This is a genomic window from Burkholderia pulmonis (assembly GCF_984667975.1).
Map to the genome: position 1 here is coordinate 1,991,898 of NZ_OZ480186.1, position 17,608 is coordinate 2,009,505.

Here is a 17,608-nt window from a genome sequence, read left to right on the forward strand (position 1 = left end):
ACGATGCCGGCGCCCTTGCTCACGCGAAGTCTTCGTCCAGCTCGAGTTCCGCGTCGCGCTCGACGGCCTCGCCGGCCGCGTGCCGCTCCTCGAGCGACCCGAGCATCGCTTCCGTATAGGCGTGCAGCACCGCATGGCTGCGCGCACGCTGCATCGGCTTGAGCGCCAGATAGCGCGCGAGCGCCGCCGGCACGATGCGGATAGCGAGCGTCATCCGCTTCGGCGTCGCGCCGAAGCGCATCGCGAGCCAGTGCACGAACAGGAAGCGCCCGCGCGCGTCGCTGCTTTCGGCGAAGCGCGTCTGCTCCGGAAAGAGATCGCAGATCACGCGCGCGAGCGCGTCGAATTCCGCGCTCTGGCATTCGATCAGATAGTCGTCCATTCCGCCTCTCCCGTCAGGCCGCCGCACGCGACGGCCGGCACGTCTTCACCAGCACGACGATCAGGACCGCGGCCAGCACGAAATACGCGGCCTCGACCCATGCGGCCGGCAGCACGCGCACCTGGTACAGCAGCGTCGGCGTCGCCGCGAGCGCGTGCAGCACGATCGCGAGCGGCAACACGGTCGCGCGGCCGGCGCGCACGCCGCGCCAGACCAGCACCGACAGCGCGATTTGCACCGCGAATGCCGCGCAGCGTTCGAGGAGCAGCAGCAGGATCGACTGTGCCGACAGCGTCGCGAGCATCATGTGCAGCCGCACCACGGTGTCGACCGGCAGGTCGGACAGCTGTGTCTCGAGCTGGCCGCGGCTCGCGAGCCACGCGAGATACGACCACTGCCCCCACACGAGCACGCCGACGAACCACGCTTCGGCGGCGCCGTGACCGATCCCGTAGCCGATTCCGCGAGCGTCGCCGGCCGACTCGCCGTAGCGGCGGTTCAGGAAACGCATCCCGAGATAACGGCCGACCTCCTCGAAGACAGCCGTCGCGAGCGCGCCGTACGCAACGAACGCGAGCGGCTGCGTCAGCCAGCCGTCCTCGGGCGTACGGCTCAGCACGAGCCCGTGGAACGCGCGCTCGAGGATCATGGCAAACAGCGTGAAGACGGCGACGCCGACGATCGTGTCGCGGCGATTGAGCGCAAGCGGCTTGCGCAGGATGCGGTAGAGGACGAGCGGCAGCAGCGCGATGATCAGCGTGGCGGCGATCAGCAGCGCCAGCGTGACGGGAGCGACAGTCATGTATTTCCTTGTTCGGGGCAGCGCACCTGACGCGCTGCGTGCCCCGAATGATACTCAGCTTGCGGTCGACGCGCGCGCAATCAGCTCGCCGGGCAGCATCGCGACGCGCACGTCGCCCGCCGCGCCGTCGATCCGCTCGTGCACGAATTCGACGGCCTTGTAGCCGATTTCGTAGGTCGGCTGACGGATCGTCGTGATGCCGATCAGCTCGGCCCATTCCGGATCGTCGATCGACAGCAGCGCTACCTTCTGCTGCCACGCGGTGCCGAACCGCGCACGCAGGTGGCGCGCGATCGCCAGCGCGACCGGCGCATTCGCGGCGAACAACGCCGCGCGCACGCCGCGCCGGGCCGCATCGTCGAGACGCGCGTCGACGTCGACGAGCGCCGCCGCAACCGCGTCGGGCTCGTTCAGGTCGAGCACGATCGTCGACGGCACCGGCAACCCGCGCGCCTCCAGCGCCGCGCGGAACGCGGCCTCGCGCACCCGTCGCGAGCTGACGCGCTCGAACGGCTGCACGACGAAATGGATTGCATCGAAACCGTGTTCGACCAGGTGGGCGAGCGCCATCTCGATCGCGTCCGCGTTGTCGAGGCCGATCAGGTCGGCCTCGAAACCCTCGACCGTCCGGTCGACGAGCACGGCCGGGATGCCCGCGCCGCGCAACGGGCGCAGCACGTCTTCCTCGGCGCCGAGCGCGTTGACGATCAGCCCTTCGACACGGTAGGTCGTGAGCAGCTGCAGGAAGCGGCGCTCCATCTCGACCTCGTTCGCCGCGTGGCAGATGAGCGGCATGTAGCCGAGCGCATGACACGCGGCCTCGACGCCCTGCAGCACTTCGACGGTGTAAGGATTGGTCAGGTCGGCGGCGAGCATGCCGAGCAGCCGGTTGCGGCCGCGCTTGAGCCCGCGCGCCATCTGGTTCGGCCGGTAGTTGAGCCGCGCGATCGCCGCTTCGATCCGCTGGCGCAGATCGACTGACAGCACGTGCGTCTCGCCGTTCAGGTAGCGCGAAACGCTGGTCTTGCCCGTGCCGGCCTCGCGCGCGACGTCGCTGATCGTCGCCGGACGCGTCGTGGAAGGTTGCGAATCGGTCACTGTCGTGCCTCGCGACGTACGATCCGCGCCGCTTCGTGAGCAGACGGATCTTTGTTGTTGGAAACGTAAGCCACCCGGCGAACTCCCCTGTCGAACAGCGTTGGTGCTTCGGCGCTTACGCTGATCCCGTGCTTCGCGGTCGATCAGCGTTCGCGCCTCGGCGTCGACGACAGTCGGACGCACCGGACCTGGCGCGCATGCCCGTCGCCCGACGCCGCCGGCAACATGGCCGGACCGTCGATGCGACGCGCGGGCGATCATAACGCAGCCAGCCCTCCGGCACCAAGATCATCGACTCTAACGCCGCGGGTCACGCGTGTGCGAGCGCATCCGGATTGACGAGATTCGTGCGCAGCGTGCCGGCCAGCGCGCCGACCAGATTTTCCGCGGCGCAGCGCGCCATCGCGTGACGCGTCTCGTGCGTCGCCGAACCGATATGCGGCAGCGCGACGACGTTCTTCATCTGCAGCAGCGGCGAATCGGCCGGCAGCGGCTCCTGCTCGAACACGTCGAGCCCGGCGCCGCGGATCGTGCCCGCGCGCAGCGCATCGACCAGCGCCGCTTCGTCGATGACAGGCCCGCGCGATGCGTTGATCAGGATCGCGCCGCGCTTCATCTTCGCGAATTCGGGTGCGCCGATCAGGTGGTGCGTCTGCGGCGATAGCGGTACCTGCAGGCACACGAAATCCGACTGCGCGAGCAGTTCGTCGAGCGTCACGCGCCGTGCGCCGTACTGCGTCTCGGCTTCCGCATGCGCGGACCGGTTCGCGTACAGCACCTGCATCCGGAAGCCGAGCGCCGCGCGGCGCGCGACCGCGCCGCCGATCCGCCCGAGCCCGACGATGCCGAGCGTCTTGCCCTGTACGTCGGTACCGTACAGGTCGGGGCCGATGCTGCGATGCCAGTGGCCGGCCTTCACCCACTCGGCCAGCTCGACCACGCGCCGCGCGGACGCCAGGATCAGCGAAAACACCGTATCGGCGGTCGACTCGGTCAGCACGTCCGGCGTATGCGCGAGCACGATGCCGCGCCGCGTGAAATCGGCGACGTCGAAATTGTCGTAGCCGACCGAAATCGTCGACCACGCCTTCAGCCGCGGCGCGCGGTCGAGCATCTGCGGCGTGACCTTCAGGCTCGCGCCGATCGCGCCGTCCGCGTCGCCGAGCGCAGCGGCGAGTGCGTCGGCGCCGTCGGCCTGCACGACGTCCGCATGCTCGCGCAGGTACGCGAGCACGTCATCGGGCAGCGGCTTGTACGCGACGATACGGGGCTTCATCGTTTCATTTTCCTTGCAGCGGCGCAGCGAGCGGATGCGCATCGCGCGCCTGGGGTTTGACGGACAGCGTGAGGATCACCGCGGCAACCAGCGCGGCGCTCATGAATGCATAGGACGCGACGGGCGAGCCGGTCGCACCGTTCAGGTAGCCGACGAAGTACGAGCCGACGAACGAGCCGAGCGCGCCCATGCTGTTGATCAGCGCCATTGCACCGCCTGCGACGTTCTTCGGCAGCAGCTCCGGCACGATCGCGAAGAACGGGCCGTACGGCGCATACATCGCGGCGCCCGCGACGACCAGCAGCGCATACGAGATCCAGAAATGCGACGAGCCGAGCGCGTACGACGCGGCGAACGCGGCTGCCCCGATCAGCAGGAACGGCCACACGAAGCCGCGGCGCGAGCCGACCTTGTCGGACGCCCACGACGCGGCGACCATCGCGATCGTTGCCGCGAGATACGGCAGCGCGGACAGCCAGCCGGTCGCAACCATCCCGAGGTCGGAGCCGTTCTTGACGATCGACGGCAACCACAGCACGAAGCCGTACACGCCGATGCTCCAGCAGAAGTACTGCGCGCACAGCTTGATCACGGCCGGCGAACGGAATGCCTCGCCATAGTTGCGCATCGGCTTGATTGCCGCCTGCTCGGCCGCGAGCGCGGCGTCGAGATCGCGCTTTTCCTGTGCGGTGAGCCACGGCGAATCGGCCGGCTTGTCCTGCACGAGGAACCACCAGCACACGGCCCAGATGACGGCCGGCACGCCTTCGGCGATGAACATGTGGCGCCAGCCGAATTCATGCACGAGATAACCCGACACGATCGACATCCACAGCACGGTGACCGGGTTGCCGAGGATCAGGAACGTGTTTGCGCGCGAGCGTTCGTTCTTCGTGAACCAGTTGCTGATGTAGATCAGCATCGCCGGCATCACGGCCGCCTCGACGACGCCGAGCGCGAACCGGATCGCCATCAGCGACGGGATGTTGCTGACCACACCCGTGAGCGCCGCGCAGCCGCCCCACAGGATCAGGCTGACGAACACGAGCTTCTTCACGCTGCGGCGTTCCGCATAGATCGCACCCGGGATCTGGAAGAAGAAGTAGCCGAGGAAGAACAGCGCACCGATCAGCGACGACAGGCCCTTGCTGATCCCGAGGTCCTGGTTGATGCCGGCCGCCGCCGCGAACCCGTAGTTCGCGCGGTCGAGGTAAGCGAGGCTGTACGTGATGAAGACGATCGGCATGATCGTCCACCAGCGTCGGGCTGCGAGATTGGCTGCCATGAGCGTGTCTCCGTATGTCGACCGGCATCGGCGCCGTGGCGCCTGGTCCGGTCCCATCGTTCAAGGGGGTCGACCGGAGATGGCGCTTCGGCGCCGGCCCGGCTTCGAACAAAACGACTAAAAATGAATCCGCGGATTGTGCCGTGTCCGGCCTCTCATTGCGCGGTGACGGTTTCCTCTAAGCGATCGGCGCGATTGCTGACATTTTCGACACGATCGAGGGCTTCACGCGTCGGCAACCCTTCCGAATCGCCGATCACCTGGATCGCGAACGCACCGATCCGGTTGCCGCGCGCGACGGCCTGCTCGACGCTGCGCCCTTCCAGCAGCGCGCTGACCACGCCGACCGCGAAGCCGTCGCCGGCGCCGACCGTATCGACGACGCGTTCGACCCGCTCGCCGGCAACGATACCTTCACGGCCGTCGGCCGTGCGGAAATATGCGCCTTCCGCGCCGAGCTTGATCACGACGCCGCGCGCACCCTGCGCGAGATAGAAGCCCGCGATGTCGGCCGGCGTGTCGTGCCCGGTCAGCTGTCGCCCTTCGGCGAGGCCCGGCAGCACCCAGTCGGCGAGCGTCGCGAGCGCATTCAACGTCTTCGCCATCACGTCGGCGGACGGCCACAGCGTCGGGCGCAGGTTCGGGTCGAACGAGATCGTCTTGCCGGCCGCGCGCATCTCGCGCGCAAGCTGGAACGCAAGCTCGCACGAGGTCGCCGAGATGGCGGGCGCGACGCCCGTCAGGTGCAGGTGGCGCGCGCCGAGCACGTAGTCGGCCACGTAGTCGTCGCACGACAGGTGGCTCGCGGCCGAGCCCTTGCGGAAATATTCGACGGTCGGATCGCTGCCGTCGTCGTTGCGCGACTTCAGCTGGAAACCGGTCGGGTAACGCGGATCGACGGTCACGCACGACGCGTCGATGCCCTCGCGCGCCAGCGTGTCGAGCACATAGCCGCCGAATGAATCGCGGCCGACGCGGCTCATCCAGCCGACCCGGAAGCCGAGCCGCGACAGGCCGATCGCGACGTTCAGGTCGGCGCCCGCGATCCGCTTCGTGAATTGCCCCGCGTGCGCGAGATGGCCGGGCTCGGTCGCGACGAACATCGCCATCGCTTCACCGTAGGTCACGACATCGAGTGCTGTTTTCATGAGTGAACTCCTCGGGATCCTTCTGCCGTCACGCGGTCGCGAGCCACGCGACGCGGCGGCATGCGTCGCCTGCCAGGTCGGCTGCGTCGAACGGAAACTCGATGCCGCGCGGCGCATGCTGCGGCAGCGCCGCGAGCACGCCGGTCACGAGCGGATCGTTCGGCGCCGGCGCGGCGGCGAAACGGCGCGCGCCCTCGCCTTCGACGGCCTTGCAATGAATGTATTCCACATGCGGCGCGAGCACTTGCGCGCAATCAAGCGGCGCCTCACCGGGCCACTGCCAGTTGCCGATGTCGAACGTCATGCCGAGCGCGTCGGGCATGCCCGCTTGCGCCAGCGCATCGAACAGCCCGCGGAACTGCGCGAACGCGCCGCCGACGGGCAGCTGGCCGTTCTCGACCACCACGCGGGCCCGCGCGCCGCGCGACAGCGCGACGATATCGGCCGCGTGCGCGTCGCCGGCGAAGCCGCCGAGCTGGAATTTCACGAAGCGCGCGCCCAGTGCATCGGCTTCCGCGAGCGTGTCGCGCAATGCTGCTGCGTCGAGCGCACCCGTTTCCGTATACAGCGTGGCCGGTGTCGAATAGACCGACCACAACCCGTGGCCGGCGATCTGCGCGCCGAGCGCGGCCAGCGCGCCGGCGCTCGCGTCGTCGTCCGACGCGAACAGTTCGCGCCGCACCTCGAAGCCGGTCGCGCCGGATGCCGCCACGGTCGCGACGAAGGCGCTGTGGCTGTCCTGACGCACCCGGTCCATCCCGAATGCGCTCGCCACGATCACGATGTCTGCCATTTTGCCCTTCTCCACTGGAATGGAACCGGTTCCATTTGCTTGAGACGGATGTTGCGCTTCGCGTCAGGCCCACGCCATAGAGGAAATCCCTAAGGCCGGGCGCCGGCGCGGATGCGCGCCCGACGGCGCGCAACGCGCGTTCCCGGGCCGGCTTTCGGCGGTCTACGCGAGGTCCTGCGCGAGACTCATTTCGAGGAATTGCGCGGCGACCCGCGACGGTGCGCCGCCGTGCGGCACGAGAATGGAGAAATGCCGCGTGAGCGGCGCGGGCGCGAGCGAACGGAGCACGAGCGCCGCATCCTGGTGACGCAGCGACATCGCGGACACGAATCCGACCCCCATCCCGGCGCGCACGGCTTCCTTCACGGCTTCGACCCCCGCGATCTCGAACGCGACGCGCATCGGCGCGCCTGCGTGAGCGAACGCGCGCTCGACGAGCTGCCGCACGCCGGAGCCCTCCTCGCGCAGCACGAGCGGATGCACGGCGAGCGCATCGAGCGTCACGCCCGCGTCGTAGCCGGGTGCCGCGAGCGGGTGGCCGGCCGGCACGATCGCGACAATCTCGTCCTCGTGCCACGCATGTACGGCCGTGCCGGGCGGCAGCGCCTCGCCGGGCGGCCCTTCGATCAGCGCGATGTCGAGCGACGGCAGCGCCGCCACCACGTCGGCCGTATTGCCGCTCATCGTCTGGATCGACACGCGCGGCGCGCGTGGCTGGAATGACGCGATCAGGTACGGCAGCAGGTAGCTCGCGGGCGTCGTGCTCGCGCCGATGCGCAGCGTGCCGGCCTCGAGGCCGCGCACCGCATCGCGAAAGGCCCGCGCCTGCGCGAACGTGTCGCGCTGCGCCTTCGCATACTGCGCGAGCTGTTCGCCGACCGGCGTCAGGCGGATGCCGCGGCCGTCGCGCTGATACAGCGGCTCGCCGAATTCGTCCTGCAGCAGCCGCAACTGGCCCGACACGGCCGGCTGCGACAGATGCAGCGCCACGGCGGCGTGGCTGATGTTCAGGTGTTCGGCGACGGCGGCGAACGTTATCAGTTGATCCGGGGTCATGGGGATAAATTATCGGCTTTCCGGATAGCTTACGTCACAAATCACAATTTTTCATATCGATATAACAAAATTAGGATTACAGCATCGCAACACGCTCCATTACGGTGCTTCCATGTCCACTGCTCCGACTCCCCATCTCAGCCATGCCGCGCCGTCGGTGCGCGGCCAGTTGAACGGCGTGCTGTTCGTCGCGCTGTTCGCCGCCGCCGTCACCAGCCTGTCCCAGCTTCCCGCGATCGCGGGGCTCGGCCTGTCGCCGCTGATCGTCGGCATCGTCGCCGGCGCGCTGTACGGCAACGCGCTGCGCGACGGCATGCCGGCCAGCTGGGCGGCCGGCGTCAACTTCTCCGCACGCAAGCTGCTGCGCATCGCGGTCGCCTTCTTCGGGCTGCGCGTGAGCCTGCAGGAAATCGCGCAGGTCGGGCTGCCGGGCCTCACGGTATCGGTGCTGGTCGTCGTCAGCACGCTCGTGATCGGCACCTGGGCCGGCATGAAGCTGATGAAGCTCGACCGCGACGCCGCGCTGCTGACCGCCGCCGGCAGCGCGATCTGCGGCGCGGCCGCCGTGCTCGCGTTCGAATCGACGCTGCAGTCGAAGCCGCACCAGAGCGCGATGGCCGTGGGCAGCGTCGTGCTGTTCGGCACGCTGTCGATGTTCCTGTATCCGGTCGCCTACCATGCCGGGCTGCTGAACCTCGATCCGGCCGGCCTCGGCCTGTTCTTCGGCGGCACGATCCACGAAGTCGCGCAGGTGGTCGGCGCGGCGAGCGACATCAGCCCGCAGGTCGCGCACATCGCGACGATCGTGAAGATGACGCGCGTGATGCTGCTGGTCCCGGTGCTGCTGGTACTCGGCTGGTGGCTCGCCCGCTCGGCCCGTGCGACTGCCGGCGGCGCGCAAGGCAAACGCAAGGTGGCGGTGCCCTGGTTCGCGCTCGGTTTCCTCGGCTTCGTGATCGTCAATTCGCTGAACGTGCTGCCCGCCGACGCGACGCATACGCTGAACGTGCTCGATACCTTCGCGCTGACGATGGCGATGACCGCACTCGGCATCGAGACGCGTGTCGCGCAGATCCGCGCAGCCGGCCCGCGGGCGCTGATGACCGGCCTGATCCTTTACGTATGGCTGATCGCCGGCGGCTACGGGATCACCTGGGCCGTGCAGCACTGGCTTGGCTGAGCTGCCCGCCCGTGATACTTCGCGCGCCGCGCCCGACGGGATGGTCCCGCGGGCGCGGCGCAGTGCTATGCTTCGCGTCGTTTTCCATCGCCCTCTTTCAGCCGTGCTCTCGTTCCTGCTGAAGCTGCGCACTCGCGCCCAAAAGCTGTTCCGCCTGTCGGACGCCCACACGATGCTGATCTGGTCGGCCATCGTGGGCGTCGGCGGCGCCTTTGCCACCATGGCGTTCCGCGAAGGCATCGACCTGATGCAGCACCTGATCTCGGGGCGCAGCGGCAGCTTCGTGCAGATGGCGAAAAGCCTGCCGTGGTACGTGCGGTTCTGGATGCCGGCGGCAGGCGGCTTCCTCGCCGGCTGCGTGCTGCTGCTCGCCACCCGCGGCGACAAGCAGGCCGCCAAGACCGACTACATGGAATCGGTCGCGCTCGGCAACGGCATCGTTCCGGTCCGGCAGAGCCTGTGGCGCAGCGTGTCGTCGCTGCTGACGATCGGCAGCGGCGGCTCGATCGGCCGCGAGGGCCCGATGGTGCAGCTCGCGGCGCTCGCCGCATCGCTGGTCGGCCGCTTCGCGCACTTCGACCCGCCGCGCCTGCGCCTGCTGGTCGCCTGCGGGGCCGCAGCCGGTATCACGTCCGCGTACAACGCACCGATCGCCGGCGCGTTCTTCGTGTCGGAAATCGTGCTCGGCACGATCGCGATGGAAAGCTTCGGGCCGATGGTCGTCGCGTCGGTCGTCGCGAACATCGTGATGCGCGAATTCGCCGGCTACCGGCCGCCGTACGAGATGCCGGTGTTTCCGGCCGTGACGGGCCCCGAGGTGCTGCTGTTCGTCGTGCTCGGCGCGCTGTGCGGCGTGCTCGCGCCGCAGTTCCTGCATCTGCTCGATGCCTCGAAGAACCAGTTCAAGCGGCTGGCGGTGCCGTTGCCCGTGCGGCTCGCGCTCGGCGGCCTCGTCGTCGGCGTGATCTCGGTGTGGATTCCGGACGTGTGGGGCAACGGCTACAGCGTCGTGAACCACATCCTCCATTCGCCGTGGACCTGGCAGGCGCTCGTCGCGGTGCTCGTGTTCAAGGTGATCGCGACCGCCGCGACGGCCGGCTCGGGCGCGGTCGGCGGCGTGTTCACGCCGACGCTGTTCGTCGGCGCGGTGTTCGGCTCGCTGTTCGGGCTCGCGATGGAAGCGCTGTGGCCCGGCCACACGTCCGCGTATTTCGCGTATGCCATCGTCGGGATGGGCGCCTTCATGGCGGGCGCCACGCAGGCGCCGCTGATGGCGATCCTGATGATCTTCGAGATGACGCTGAGCTACCAGGTCGTGCTGCCGCTGCTGGTGTCGTGCGTGTTCGCGTATTTCGTCGCGCGCGCGACGGGCAAGACGTCGATGTACGAGATCACGCAGCACCACCACCAGGACGCGCAGGAGCGGCTGCGGCTGCGCACCACGCAGATGCGCGAGCTGATCCAGCCCGCGCAGACGGTCGTGCCGCTCACGGCGAGCGTCGCCGACATGACGCGCGTGTTTCTCGAATATCCGGTGAAGTACCTGTACGTGACCGACGAAACCGGGCGCTTCCGCGGCGCGGTCGCGCTGAAGGACATCACGTCGGACCTGCTCGACAAGCGCGACACGACCGACAAGACGGCCGCGCACTACGCGCATACGCCGTTTCCGCTCCTCACGCCCGACATGCCGCTGGCGACCGCGCTCGAGCGCTTCATGGCGTTCCAGGGCGAACGGCTGCCGGTGATCGAAAGCGAAGCCGAGCCCACGCTCGCGGGCGTCGTCTACAAGACGTCGCTGCTCGACGCGTACCGGCGGATGACCGGCGAGCGCTGACGCGCGCCGCCCTACCGCCCGCACGGTTCAGTCCGGCGCCCGCCCCAGCACGACCCGTGCGAAGAACCCCGCCAGCACCGACTCGGCCACGTCGGCCGATACGTGCTGCGGATCGGCCGTGTAGTACGACTGCACGCCGTCGCACAGGCACATCAGCCCGAACGCGAGCGTGTCGGCCGGCAGCAGGAGCGGCGTGCCGGCCCGCTCGGAGAAGCGCTGGATGAACTCGGCCATCTGCACGCGCTTGCCGTGCAGGAACTGATTGAAGCGCACGCGAAACTTCGCGTCGCGCGCCGCCTGCAGCTTCGCCTCGCCCCACAGCAGCGAATATTCGTCGTCGCGAAACAGCGTGCGGTAATACGCGAGCGACATCGACTCCATCTGCTCGCGCGATCCGCCGCCTTCGAAAATCGCCTCGAAGTCGGCCTGCACCTCCGAGTGATCCCGCTCCAGCAACTCGAGCAACAGGTCCGACTTGCTGCGGAAATTCGAGTAGAACGCGCCGCGCGTATAGCCGGCCGCCGCCGCGATGTCCTCGACGCTCGCGGCCACATAGCCTTTCTTCAGAAAAATGCGATGCGCGGCTTTCAACAGACGTTCGCGCGTCTGGTCCCTGCTCTGCTCGCGAGTTAAGCGCTGTGGTTTCATGGCGCGCAGTCTAGCACCCTTTCCCATTCGGATTCATCTTTGCATTCAGATACAGGCGTGTATTAGAATCCGCCACAGTTTCCGAAAGATGTTGTCCGCGCGCCGGTGCCGGCGTCGCTGGGGGCAAGCGCCTGCCGCGCTTGCCGGCCTCGTTCCGCTCCACCTCACCTGGGGGTTTCGTGAATCGCTCCGGTTCCCGCGCCGCGCTGCTGATCGGCGCCGCGCTCGTCCTTGCCGCCTGTCATCCGAAAGAATCCGCGCCGCCCGCGCCGCGCCCCGTCGTCGCGCTGCCTGCGCAGGCCGATACCGCCGCAGCCACGCGCACGCTGCCCGGCGACATCCAGCCACGCTATGCGACCCCGCTGTCGTTCCGCATCGCCGGCAAGATCATCGAGCGCAAGGTGCGCCTCGGCGATATGGTCAAGGTCGGCCAGGTCGTCGCACTGCTCGATCCGTCCGACGCCGAGAAAAACACCGCGAGCGCGCAGGCGCAGTTCGACGCCGCGACGCACAGCCTCGCGTTCGCGAAACAGCAGCTCGACCGCGATCGCGCGCAGGCGCAAGAAAACCTGATCGCGACCGCGCAGCTCGAACAGACCCAGAACAGCTACACGTCGGCGCTCGCGCAGCGCGACCAGGCGCAGCAGCAGCTCGCGCTCGCGAAGAACCAGCTCCGCTACGCGACGCTCGTCGCCGATCACGCGGGCTACATCACCGCCGAACAGGCCGATACCGGCCAGAACGTGTCGGCCGGCCAGCCCGTCTACCAGCTCGCGTGGTCGGGCGACGTCGACGTGGTCAGCGACGTGCCCGAGGCCGCCCTTGCATCGCTCGCGCCCGGCCATGCGGCCACCGTCACGCTGCCGTCGCTGCCGGGCCGCCAGTTCGCCGCGAAGGTGCGCGAAATCGCGCCGGCCGCCGATCCCCAAAGCCGCACGTATCGCGTGAAGCTGACGCTCGCCACGCCCGATCCGGCGATCCGCCTCGGGATGACCGCGAACGTCGCGCTCGACGGCGCGCCGGCCGCCGGCGACGCCCAGCCGATCACGCTGCCCGCGACCGCGCTGTTCCATGACGGCGCGCAACCGGCCGTGTGGGTCGTGCGCACGAAGGACGACACGCTCGAGTTGCGCCGTGTCGACGTCGCTCGCTTCAACGAACGCACAGTCACCGTGTCGCACGGGCTGCAGCCGGGCGAGCGCGTGGTGCTGCAGGGCGTGCATACGGTCAGCGCCGGCGAGAAGGTGCGCCCGATCGCGCCGCTGCATCCGGAGGACTTCGCATCGTGAGCGTCTCCCACGAAGAAGGCCGGTTCAACCTGTCCGCATGGGCGCTGCGCCACCAGGCGCTCGTCGTCTACCTGATCGCGCTCGCGACGCTCGCGGGCATCCTCGCGTACACGCGGCTCGCCCAGTCCGAAGATCCGCCGTTCACGTTCCGCGTGATGGTGATCCGCACGTTCTGGCCCGGCGCGAGCGCGCGGCAGGTGCAGGAACAGGTGACCGACCGGATCGGCCGCAAGCTGCAGGAAACGCCGGCCATCGACTTCCTGCGCAGCTATTCGCGCCCCGGCGAATCGCTGATCTTCTTCACGATGAAGGATTCGGCGCCCGTGAAGGACGTGCCCGAGACCTGGTACCAGATCCGCAAGAAAGTCGGCGACATCGGCTATACGCTGCCGCCCGGCGTGCAGGGCCCGTTCTTCAACGACGAATTCGGCGACGTCTACACCAACATCTGGACGCTCGAGGGCGACGGCTTCACGCCCGCGCAACTGCACGACTACGCAGACCAGTTGCGCACCGTGCTGCTGCGCGTGCCGGGCGTCGGCAAGGTCGACTACTTCGGCGACCCGGACCAGCGGATCTTCATCGAGGTGAACAACGCGCAGCTCACGCGCCTCGGCATTTCGCCGCAGCAGCTCGGGCAGGCGATCAACGCGCAGAACGACATCTCGTCGGCCGGCGTGCTGACGACCGCCGACGATCGCGTGTTCGTGCGGCCGAGCGGCCAGTTCGACAACGTCGACGCGATCGCCGATACGGTGATCCGCATCAACGGCCGCACGTTCCGGCTCGGCGATCTCGCGACGGTGAAGCGCGGCTACGACGACCCGGCCGTCACGCAGATGCGTGCGAACGGCAAGGCCGTGCTCGGCATCGGCGTCACGATGCAGCCGGGCGGCGACGTGATCCGGCTCGGCAAGGCGCTCGACGCCGAATCGAAGGATCTGCAGGCGCAACTGCCGGCCGGCCTCAAGCTGACGCTCGTGTCGAGCATGCCGCACGCGGTCGCGCATTCGGTCGACGACTTCCTCGAAGCCGTCGCCGAAGCCGTCGCGATCGTGCTGGTCGTGAGCCTCGTGTCGCTCGGCCTGCGCACCGGGATGGTCGTCGTGATCTCGATTCCGGTCGTGCTCGCGGTCACCGCCCTCTTCATGTACCTGTTCGACATCGGGCTGCACAAGGTGTCGCTCGGCACGCTCGTGCTGGCGCTCGGGCTGCTCGTCGACGACGCGATCATCGCGGTCGAGATGATGGCCGTGAAGCTCGAACAGGGCTACAGCCGTGCGCGCGCCGCCGCGTTCGCCTACACGAGCACCGCGTTCCCGATGCTGACGGGCACGCTCGTCACCGTGTCGGGCTTCCTGCCGATCGCGCTCGCGAAGTCGAGCACCGGCGAATACACGCGCTCGATCTTCGAGGTGTCCGCGATCGCGTTGATCGCATCGTGGTTCGCGGCCGTCGTGCTGATCCCGCTGCTCGGCTATCACCTGCTGCCCGAGCGCAAGCGGCACGCGCACGAGGCGCACCTGCCGGACGACCACGAACACGACATCTACGACACGCGCTTCTACCGGCGGCTGCGCGGCTGGATCGACTGGTGCATCGAGCGGCGCTACGTCGTGCTGCTGATCACGGGCGCGCTGTTCGTCGTGTCGCTGATGGGCTTCTCGCTGGTGCCGCAGCAGTTCTTCCCGAGCTCCGACCGGCCCGAGCTGCTGGTCGACCTGCGGCTGCCCGAAGGCGCGTCGTTCGCGGCGACGCTGCGCGAGACCGAACGCCTCGAGAAGGTGATCGACAAGCGCCCCGAGATCGACCATTCGGTGAACTTCGTCGGCAGCGGCGCGCCGCGCTTCTACCTGCCGCTCGACCAGCAGCTGCAACTGCCGAACTTCTCGCAGTTCGTGATCACCGCGAAATCGGTCGAGGATCGCGAGAAACTCGCGACCTGGCTCGAAACCACACTGCGCGACCAGTTTCCCGCCGTGCGCTGGCGCCTGTCGCGGCTCGAGAACGGCCCGCCGGTCGGCTATCCGGTGCAGTTCCGCGTAAGCGGCGACAGCATCGCGACGGTCCGCTCGATCGCCGAGAAGGTCGCGGCGACGATGCGCGGCGACGCGCGCACGGTCAACGTGCAGTTCGACTGGGACGAGCCGGCCGAGCGCTCGGTGCGCTTCGAGATCGACCAGAAGAAGGCGCGCGAGCTGAACGTCACGTCGCAGGACGTGTCGAGCTTCCTCGCGATGACGCTGTCCGGCACGACCGTCACGCAGTACCGCGAGCGCGACAAGCTGATCGCGGTCGACCTGCGCGCGCCGCGGGCAGACCGCGTCGATCCGGCGAAGCTCGCGGGCCTCGCGCTGCCGACGCCGAACGGCCCCGTGCCGCTCGGCTCGCTCGGCCGCTTCAAGCCGACGCTCGAATACGGCGTCGTGTGGGAGCGCGACCGCCAGCCGACCATCACCGTGCAGTCGGACGTCCGTGCCGGCGCACAGGGCATCGACGTCACGCACGCGGTCGACGCGAAGCTGAACGCGTTGCGTGCGCAGCTGCCGGTCGGCTATCAGATCAACATCGGCGGCTCGGTCGAGGAAAGCGCGAAGGCGCAGAAGTCGATCAACGCGCAGATGCCGTTGATGGCGATCGCGGTGTTCACGCTGCTGATGATCCAGCTGCAGAGCTTCTCGCGCGTGCTGATGGTCGTGCTGACCGCACCGCTCGGGCTGATCGGCGTGGTCGCGACGCTGCTGCTGTTCGGCCAGCCGTTCGGCTTCGTCGCGATGCTTGGCGTGATCGCGATGTTCGGGATCATCATGCGCAACTCGGTGATCCTCGTCGACCAGATCGAGCAGGACATCGCGGTCGGCCACGGCCGCATCGACGCGATCATCGGCGCGACCGTGCGGCGCTTCCGCCCGATCACGCTGACGGCCGCGGCCGCCGTGCTCGCGCTGATCCCGCTGCTGCGTTCCAACTTCTTCGGGCCGATGGCGACCGCGCTGATGGGCGGCATCACGAGCGCGACCGTGCTGACGCTGTTCTACCTGCCCGCGCTGTACGCGACGTGGTTCCGCGTGAAGCGCGACGAACGCGACCCGCAGGATGGCCCGCCGCCTGGCGGCAGCACGCCGGCCGCGCCGTCGGGAGCCTGACCATGGATCGATCGATGAACCTGAAAACGAAAGCCGTGCGGACGCTCGCGGTGGCGAGCCTCGCCGGCCCGCTCGCGGGCTGCGCGTGGTTCGCGCCGAGCGGCGAGCCGCCCGCGATGCCGTCGCCCGCGCACTACGGCACGGCGCCGCAAGTCCAGCAGACCGTGTCCGCGCAAGGCGTCGCGCAACAGTTCGAAGTCGGCGCGCAGCCGGTGCCCGACTGGTGGAAACAGTACCGCTCCGATGCGCTGAACGCGCTCGTCGACGAAGGGCTGCGCAACAGCCCGACGCTCGGTGCGGCGTCGCATTCGCTGGATGCCGCGCGCGAACAGCTGCGCGGACAGATCGGCAGCTCGATGCTGCCGTCGATCGACGCGGGCGGCCAGGCCACGCGCCAGCGCGCGCTCGGCGTGCCGATTCCCGCGCTCGGCGCGCCGACGCTGCTGTACGACACGTTCGTCGGGCAACTGCAGGCGAGCTACACGATCGACCTGTTCGGCGCGTCGCGCTTCGCGAACCGCGCGCTCGCGAAACGCGTCGACGTCAGCGCGTTCCAGCTCGAATCCGCGCGGCGCGCGCTGGCCGCGAACATCGTCACCGCGTCGATCACCGTGTCGGTGCTCAACGCGCAGATCAACACGACCGAGCGGCTCGTCGCGCTCGCGAACGACCAGGCGCACGACGCCGAGCGCCGCTACGCGCTCGGGTCGGCGTCGCACAGCGACGCGCTGAATGCACGGCAAAGCGCGGACACGTTCGCGGCGAGCCTGCCCGCGCTGCGCCAGCAACGCGATTCGGCGCGCCATGCGCTCGCGGTACTGGTCGGCCGCACGCCCGACCGGCCGCCGGCCGACCTCACGCTCGCCGATCTGCACCTGCCCGAACAGGTGCCCGTCGTCGTGCCGTCGGACCTGCTGAAAAGCCGCCCCGACATCCAGGCGGCCGATGCGGGGCTGAAGGCCGCCGCGGCCGAAGTAGGCCTCGCGACCGCGCAGATGTTCCCGCAACTGTCGCTGTCGGCGGCGATGGGGCAAGGCGGGTTCAGCTGGCCGACGATGCTGTCGGGCGCCGGCGCGATCTGGAACGTCGGCGCGTCGCTGAGCCAGCCGATCTTCCACGGCGGCGCCCTGCTTGCGCAGCGTCGCGCGGCGAAGGCGACCTACGAGGCCGCGGTCGACCAGTACAAGCAGGCGGTGCTCGGCGCGTTCCAGAACGTCGCCGATTCGCTGGCCGCGCTCGAGCACGATGCGGAAGCGCTCGACGCGTCGTCCCGTGCCGCGCTTTGCGCGCGCGGCGCATACGACGACGCGGCTGCCCGCGTGCGGCTCGGCGCGCTGCCGCCGTCGGCCGCGCGCGCGAGCGAGCTGCAGTACCGCAATGCGCGGCTCGACGAGATTCGCGCGACCGGCGCACGGTTCGCGGATACCGCACGCCTTTACCAGGCGATGGGCACGCCGCCGGCCGACACCGGCAACCCATCCGGCAAAGCCGGCAACGCGGCCGGCGACAGCGCCACCGGCAAGCAGGCACAGGCCGCCACGCCCGGCACGGCGCCTTCGGCGCAATAACCTGCCTCTTCGACCGGACGCGCGTGCGGCGCCCCGCGCGCGTTCGGTCGACGAATGTCGAACTTCCGCTTGACCCTCACGTAGCGTAACGTTCGAGACT

14 protein-coding genes are annotated in these 17,608 nt (G+C 68.9%); 5 read left to right on the forward strand and 9 right to left on the reverse strand.

From position 1 onward, the window contains the following. Nucleotides 1-19: 19 nt before the first annotated feature. From AC5LXK_RS09190 to AC5LXK_RS09225, 8 genes are all read right to left on the reverse strand, one after another. Nucleotides 20-382, reverse strand: a complete 363-nt coding sequence (locus tag AC5LXK_RS09190) for a DUF3022 domain-containing protein (protein ID WP_282505073.1) — start codon at nucleotides 380-382, stop codon at nucleotides 20-22. A 13-nt stretch (nucleotides 383-395) separates the two neighbouring features. Continuing rightward, nucleotides 396-1,184, reverse strand: coding sequence for a YhfC family intramembrane metalloprotease (locus AC5LXK_RS09195; protein ID WP_493388574.1), 789 nt, complete (start codon nucleotides 1,182-1,184; stop codon nucleotides 396-398). A 54-nt stretch (nucleotides 1,185-1,238) separates the two neighbouring features. After that, nucleotides 1,239-2,282 carry a LacI family DNA-binding transcriptional regulator gene (locus tag AC5LXK_RS09200; protein WP_493388575.1) on the reverse strand — a complete coding sequence of 348 codons (1,044 nt, stop codon included), beginning with the start codon at nucleotides 2,280-2,282 and terminating at the stop codon, nucleotides 1,239-1,241. Nucleotides 2,283-2,592: 310 nt separating this feature from the next. Beyond that, the gene (locus tag AC5LXK_RS09205) at nucleotides 2,593-3,558 is read right to left on the reverse strand and encodes an NAD(P)-dependent oxidoreductase (protein WP_493388576.1); all 966 of its coding nucleotides are present in this window, start codon (nucleotides 3,556-3,558) and stop codon (nucleotides 2,593-2,595) included. A gap of 4 nt (nucleotides 3,559-3,562) precedes the next feature. After that, nucleotides 3,563-4,843, reverse strand: a complete 1,281-nt coding sequence (locus AC5LXK_RS09210; RefSeq protein ID WP_493388577.1) for an MFS transporter — start codon at nucleotides 4,841-4,843, stop codon at nucleotides 3,563-3,565. A 155-nt stretch (nucleotides 4,844-4,998) separates the two neighbouring features. Continuing rightward, the gene (locus AC5LXK_RS09215) at nucleotides 4,999-5,991 is read right to left on the reverse strand and encodes a sugar kinase (RefSeq protein ID WP_493388578.1); all 993 of its coding nucleotides are present in this window, start codon (nucleotides 5,989-5,991) and stop codon (nucleotides 4,999-5,001) included. A gap of 28 nt (nucleotides 5,992-6,019) precedes the next feature. Further along, on the reverse strand, nucleotides 6,020-6,784 hold the full coding sequence (locus tag AC5LXK_RS09220) for a sugar phosphate isomerase/epimerase (RefSeq protein ID WP_493388579.1): 765 nt from the start codon (nucleotides 6,782-6,784) through the stop codon (nucleotides 6,020-6,022). Nucleotides 6,785-6,946: 162 nt separating this feature from the next. Further along, nucleotides 6,947-7,840, reverse strand: coding sequence for a LysR family transcriptional regulator (locus tag AC5LXK_RS09225; RefSeq protein ID WP_493388580.1), 894 nt, complete (start codon nucleotides 7,838-7,840; stop codon nucleotides 6,947-6,949). Nucleotides 7,841-7,952: 112 nt separating this feature from the next. On the opposite strand from AC5LXK_RS09225, the gene AC5LXK_RS09230 reads away from it, so the two are divergent. Then, a complete protein-coding gene (locus tag AC5LXK_RS09230) occupies nucleotides 7,953-9,020 on the forward strand; it encodes a YeiH family protein (RefSeq protein WP_493388581.1) in 1,068 nt (355 codons plus the stop codon). 103 nt (nucleotides 9,021-9,123) lie between these two features. Then, the gene (locus AC5LXK_RS09235) at nucleotides 9,124-10,857 is read left to right on the forward strand and encodes a ClcB-like voltage-gated chloride channel protein (RefSeq protein ID WP_493391211.1); all 1,734 of its coding nucleotides are present in this window, start codon (nucleotides 9,124-9,126) and stop codon (nucleotides 10,855-10,857) included. A 27-nt stretch (nucleotides 10,858-10,884) separates the two neighbouring features. Here the strand turns inward: AC5LXK_RS09235 and AC5LXK_RS09240 are convergent, their stop codons facing one another. After that, complete coding sequence (locus tag AC5LXK_RS09240) at nucleotides 10,885-11,505, reverse strand: TetR/AcrR family transcriptional regulator (RefSeq protein WP_493388582.1); 621 nt, start codon at nucleotides 11,503-11,505, stop codon at nucleotides 10,885-10,887. A gap of 179 nt (nucleotides 11,506-11,684) precedes the next feature. Between AC5LXK_RS09240 and AC5LXK_RS09245 the strand changes: the two genes are divergently transcribed. From AC5LXK_RS09245 to AC5LXK_RS09255, 3 genes are read left to right on the forward strand one after another with little or no spacing between them, the layout of a single operon-like run. After that, on the forward strand, nucleotides 11,685-12,794 hold the full coding sequence (locus AC5LXK_RS09245) for an efflux RND transporter periplasmic adaptor subunit (RefSeq protein WP_493388583.1): 1,110 nt from the start codon (nucleotides 11,685-11,687) through the stop codon (nucleotides 12,792-12,794). Continuing rightward, a complete protein-coding gene (locus AC5LXK_RS09250) occupies nucleotides 12,791-15,940 on the forward strand; it encodes an efflux RND transporter permease subunit (RefSeq protein ID WP_493388584.1) in 3,150 nt (1,049 codons plus the stop codon). The genes AC5LXK_RS09245 and AC5LXK_RS09250 overlap by 4 nt, the downstream gene beginning before the upstream one ends. Before the next feature lie 2 nt (nucleotides 15,941-15,942). Next, nucleotides 15,943-17,508: an efflux transporter outer membrane subunit gene (locus tag AC5LXK_RS09255; protein ID WP_493388585.1), complete on the forward strand. Its 1,566-nt coding sequence runs from the start codon at nucleotides 15,943-15,945 to the stop codon at nucleotides 17,506-17,508. Nucleotides 17,509-17,608: the final 100 nt, after the last annotated feature.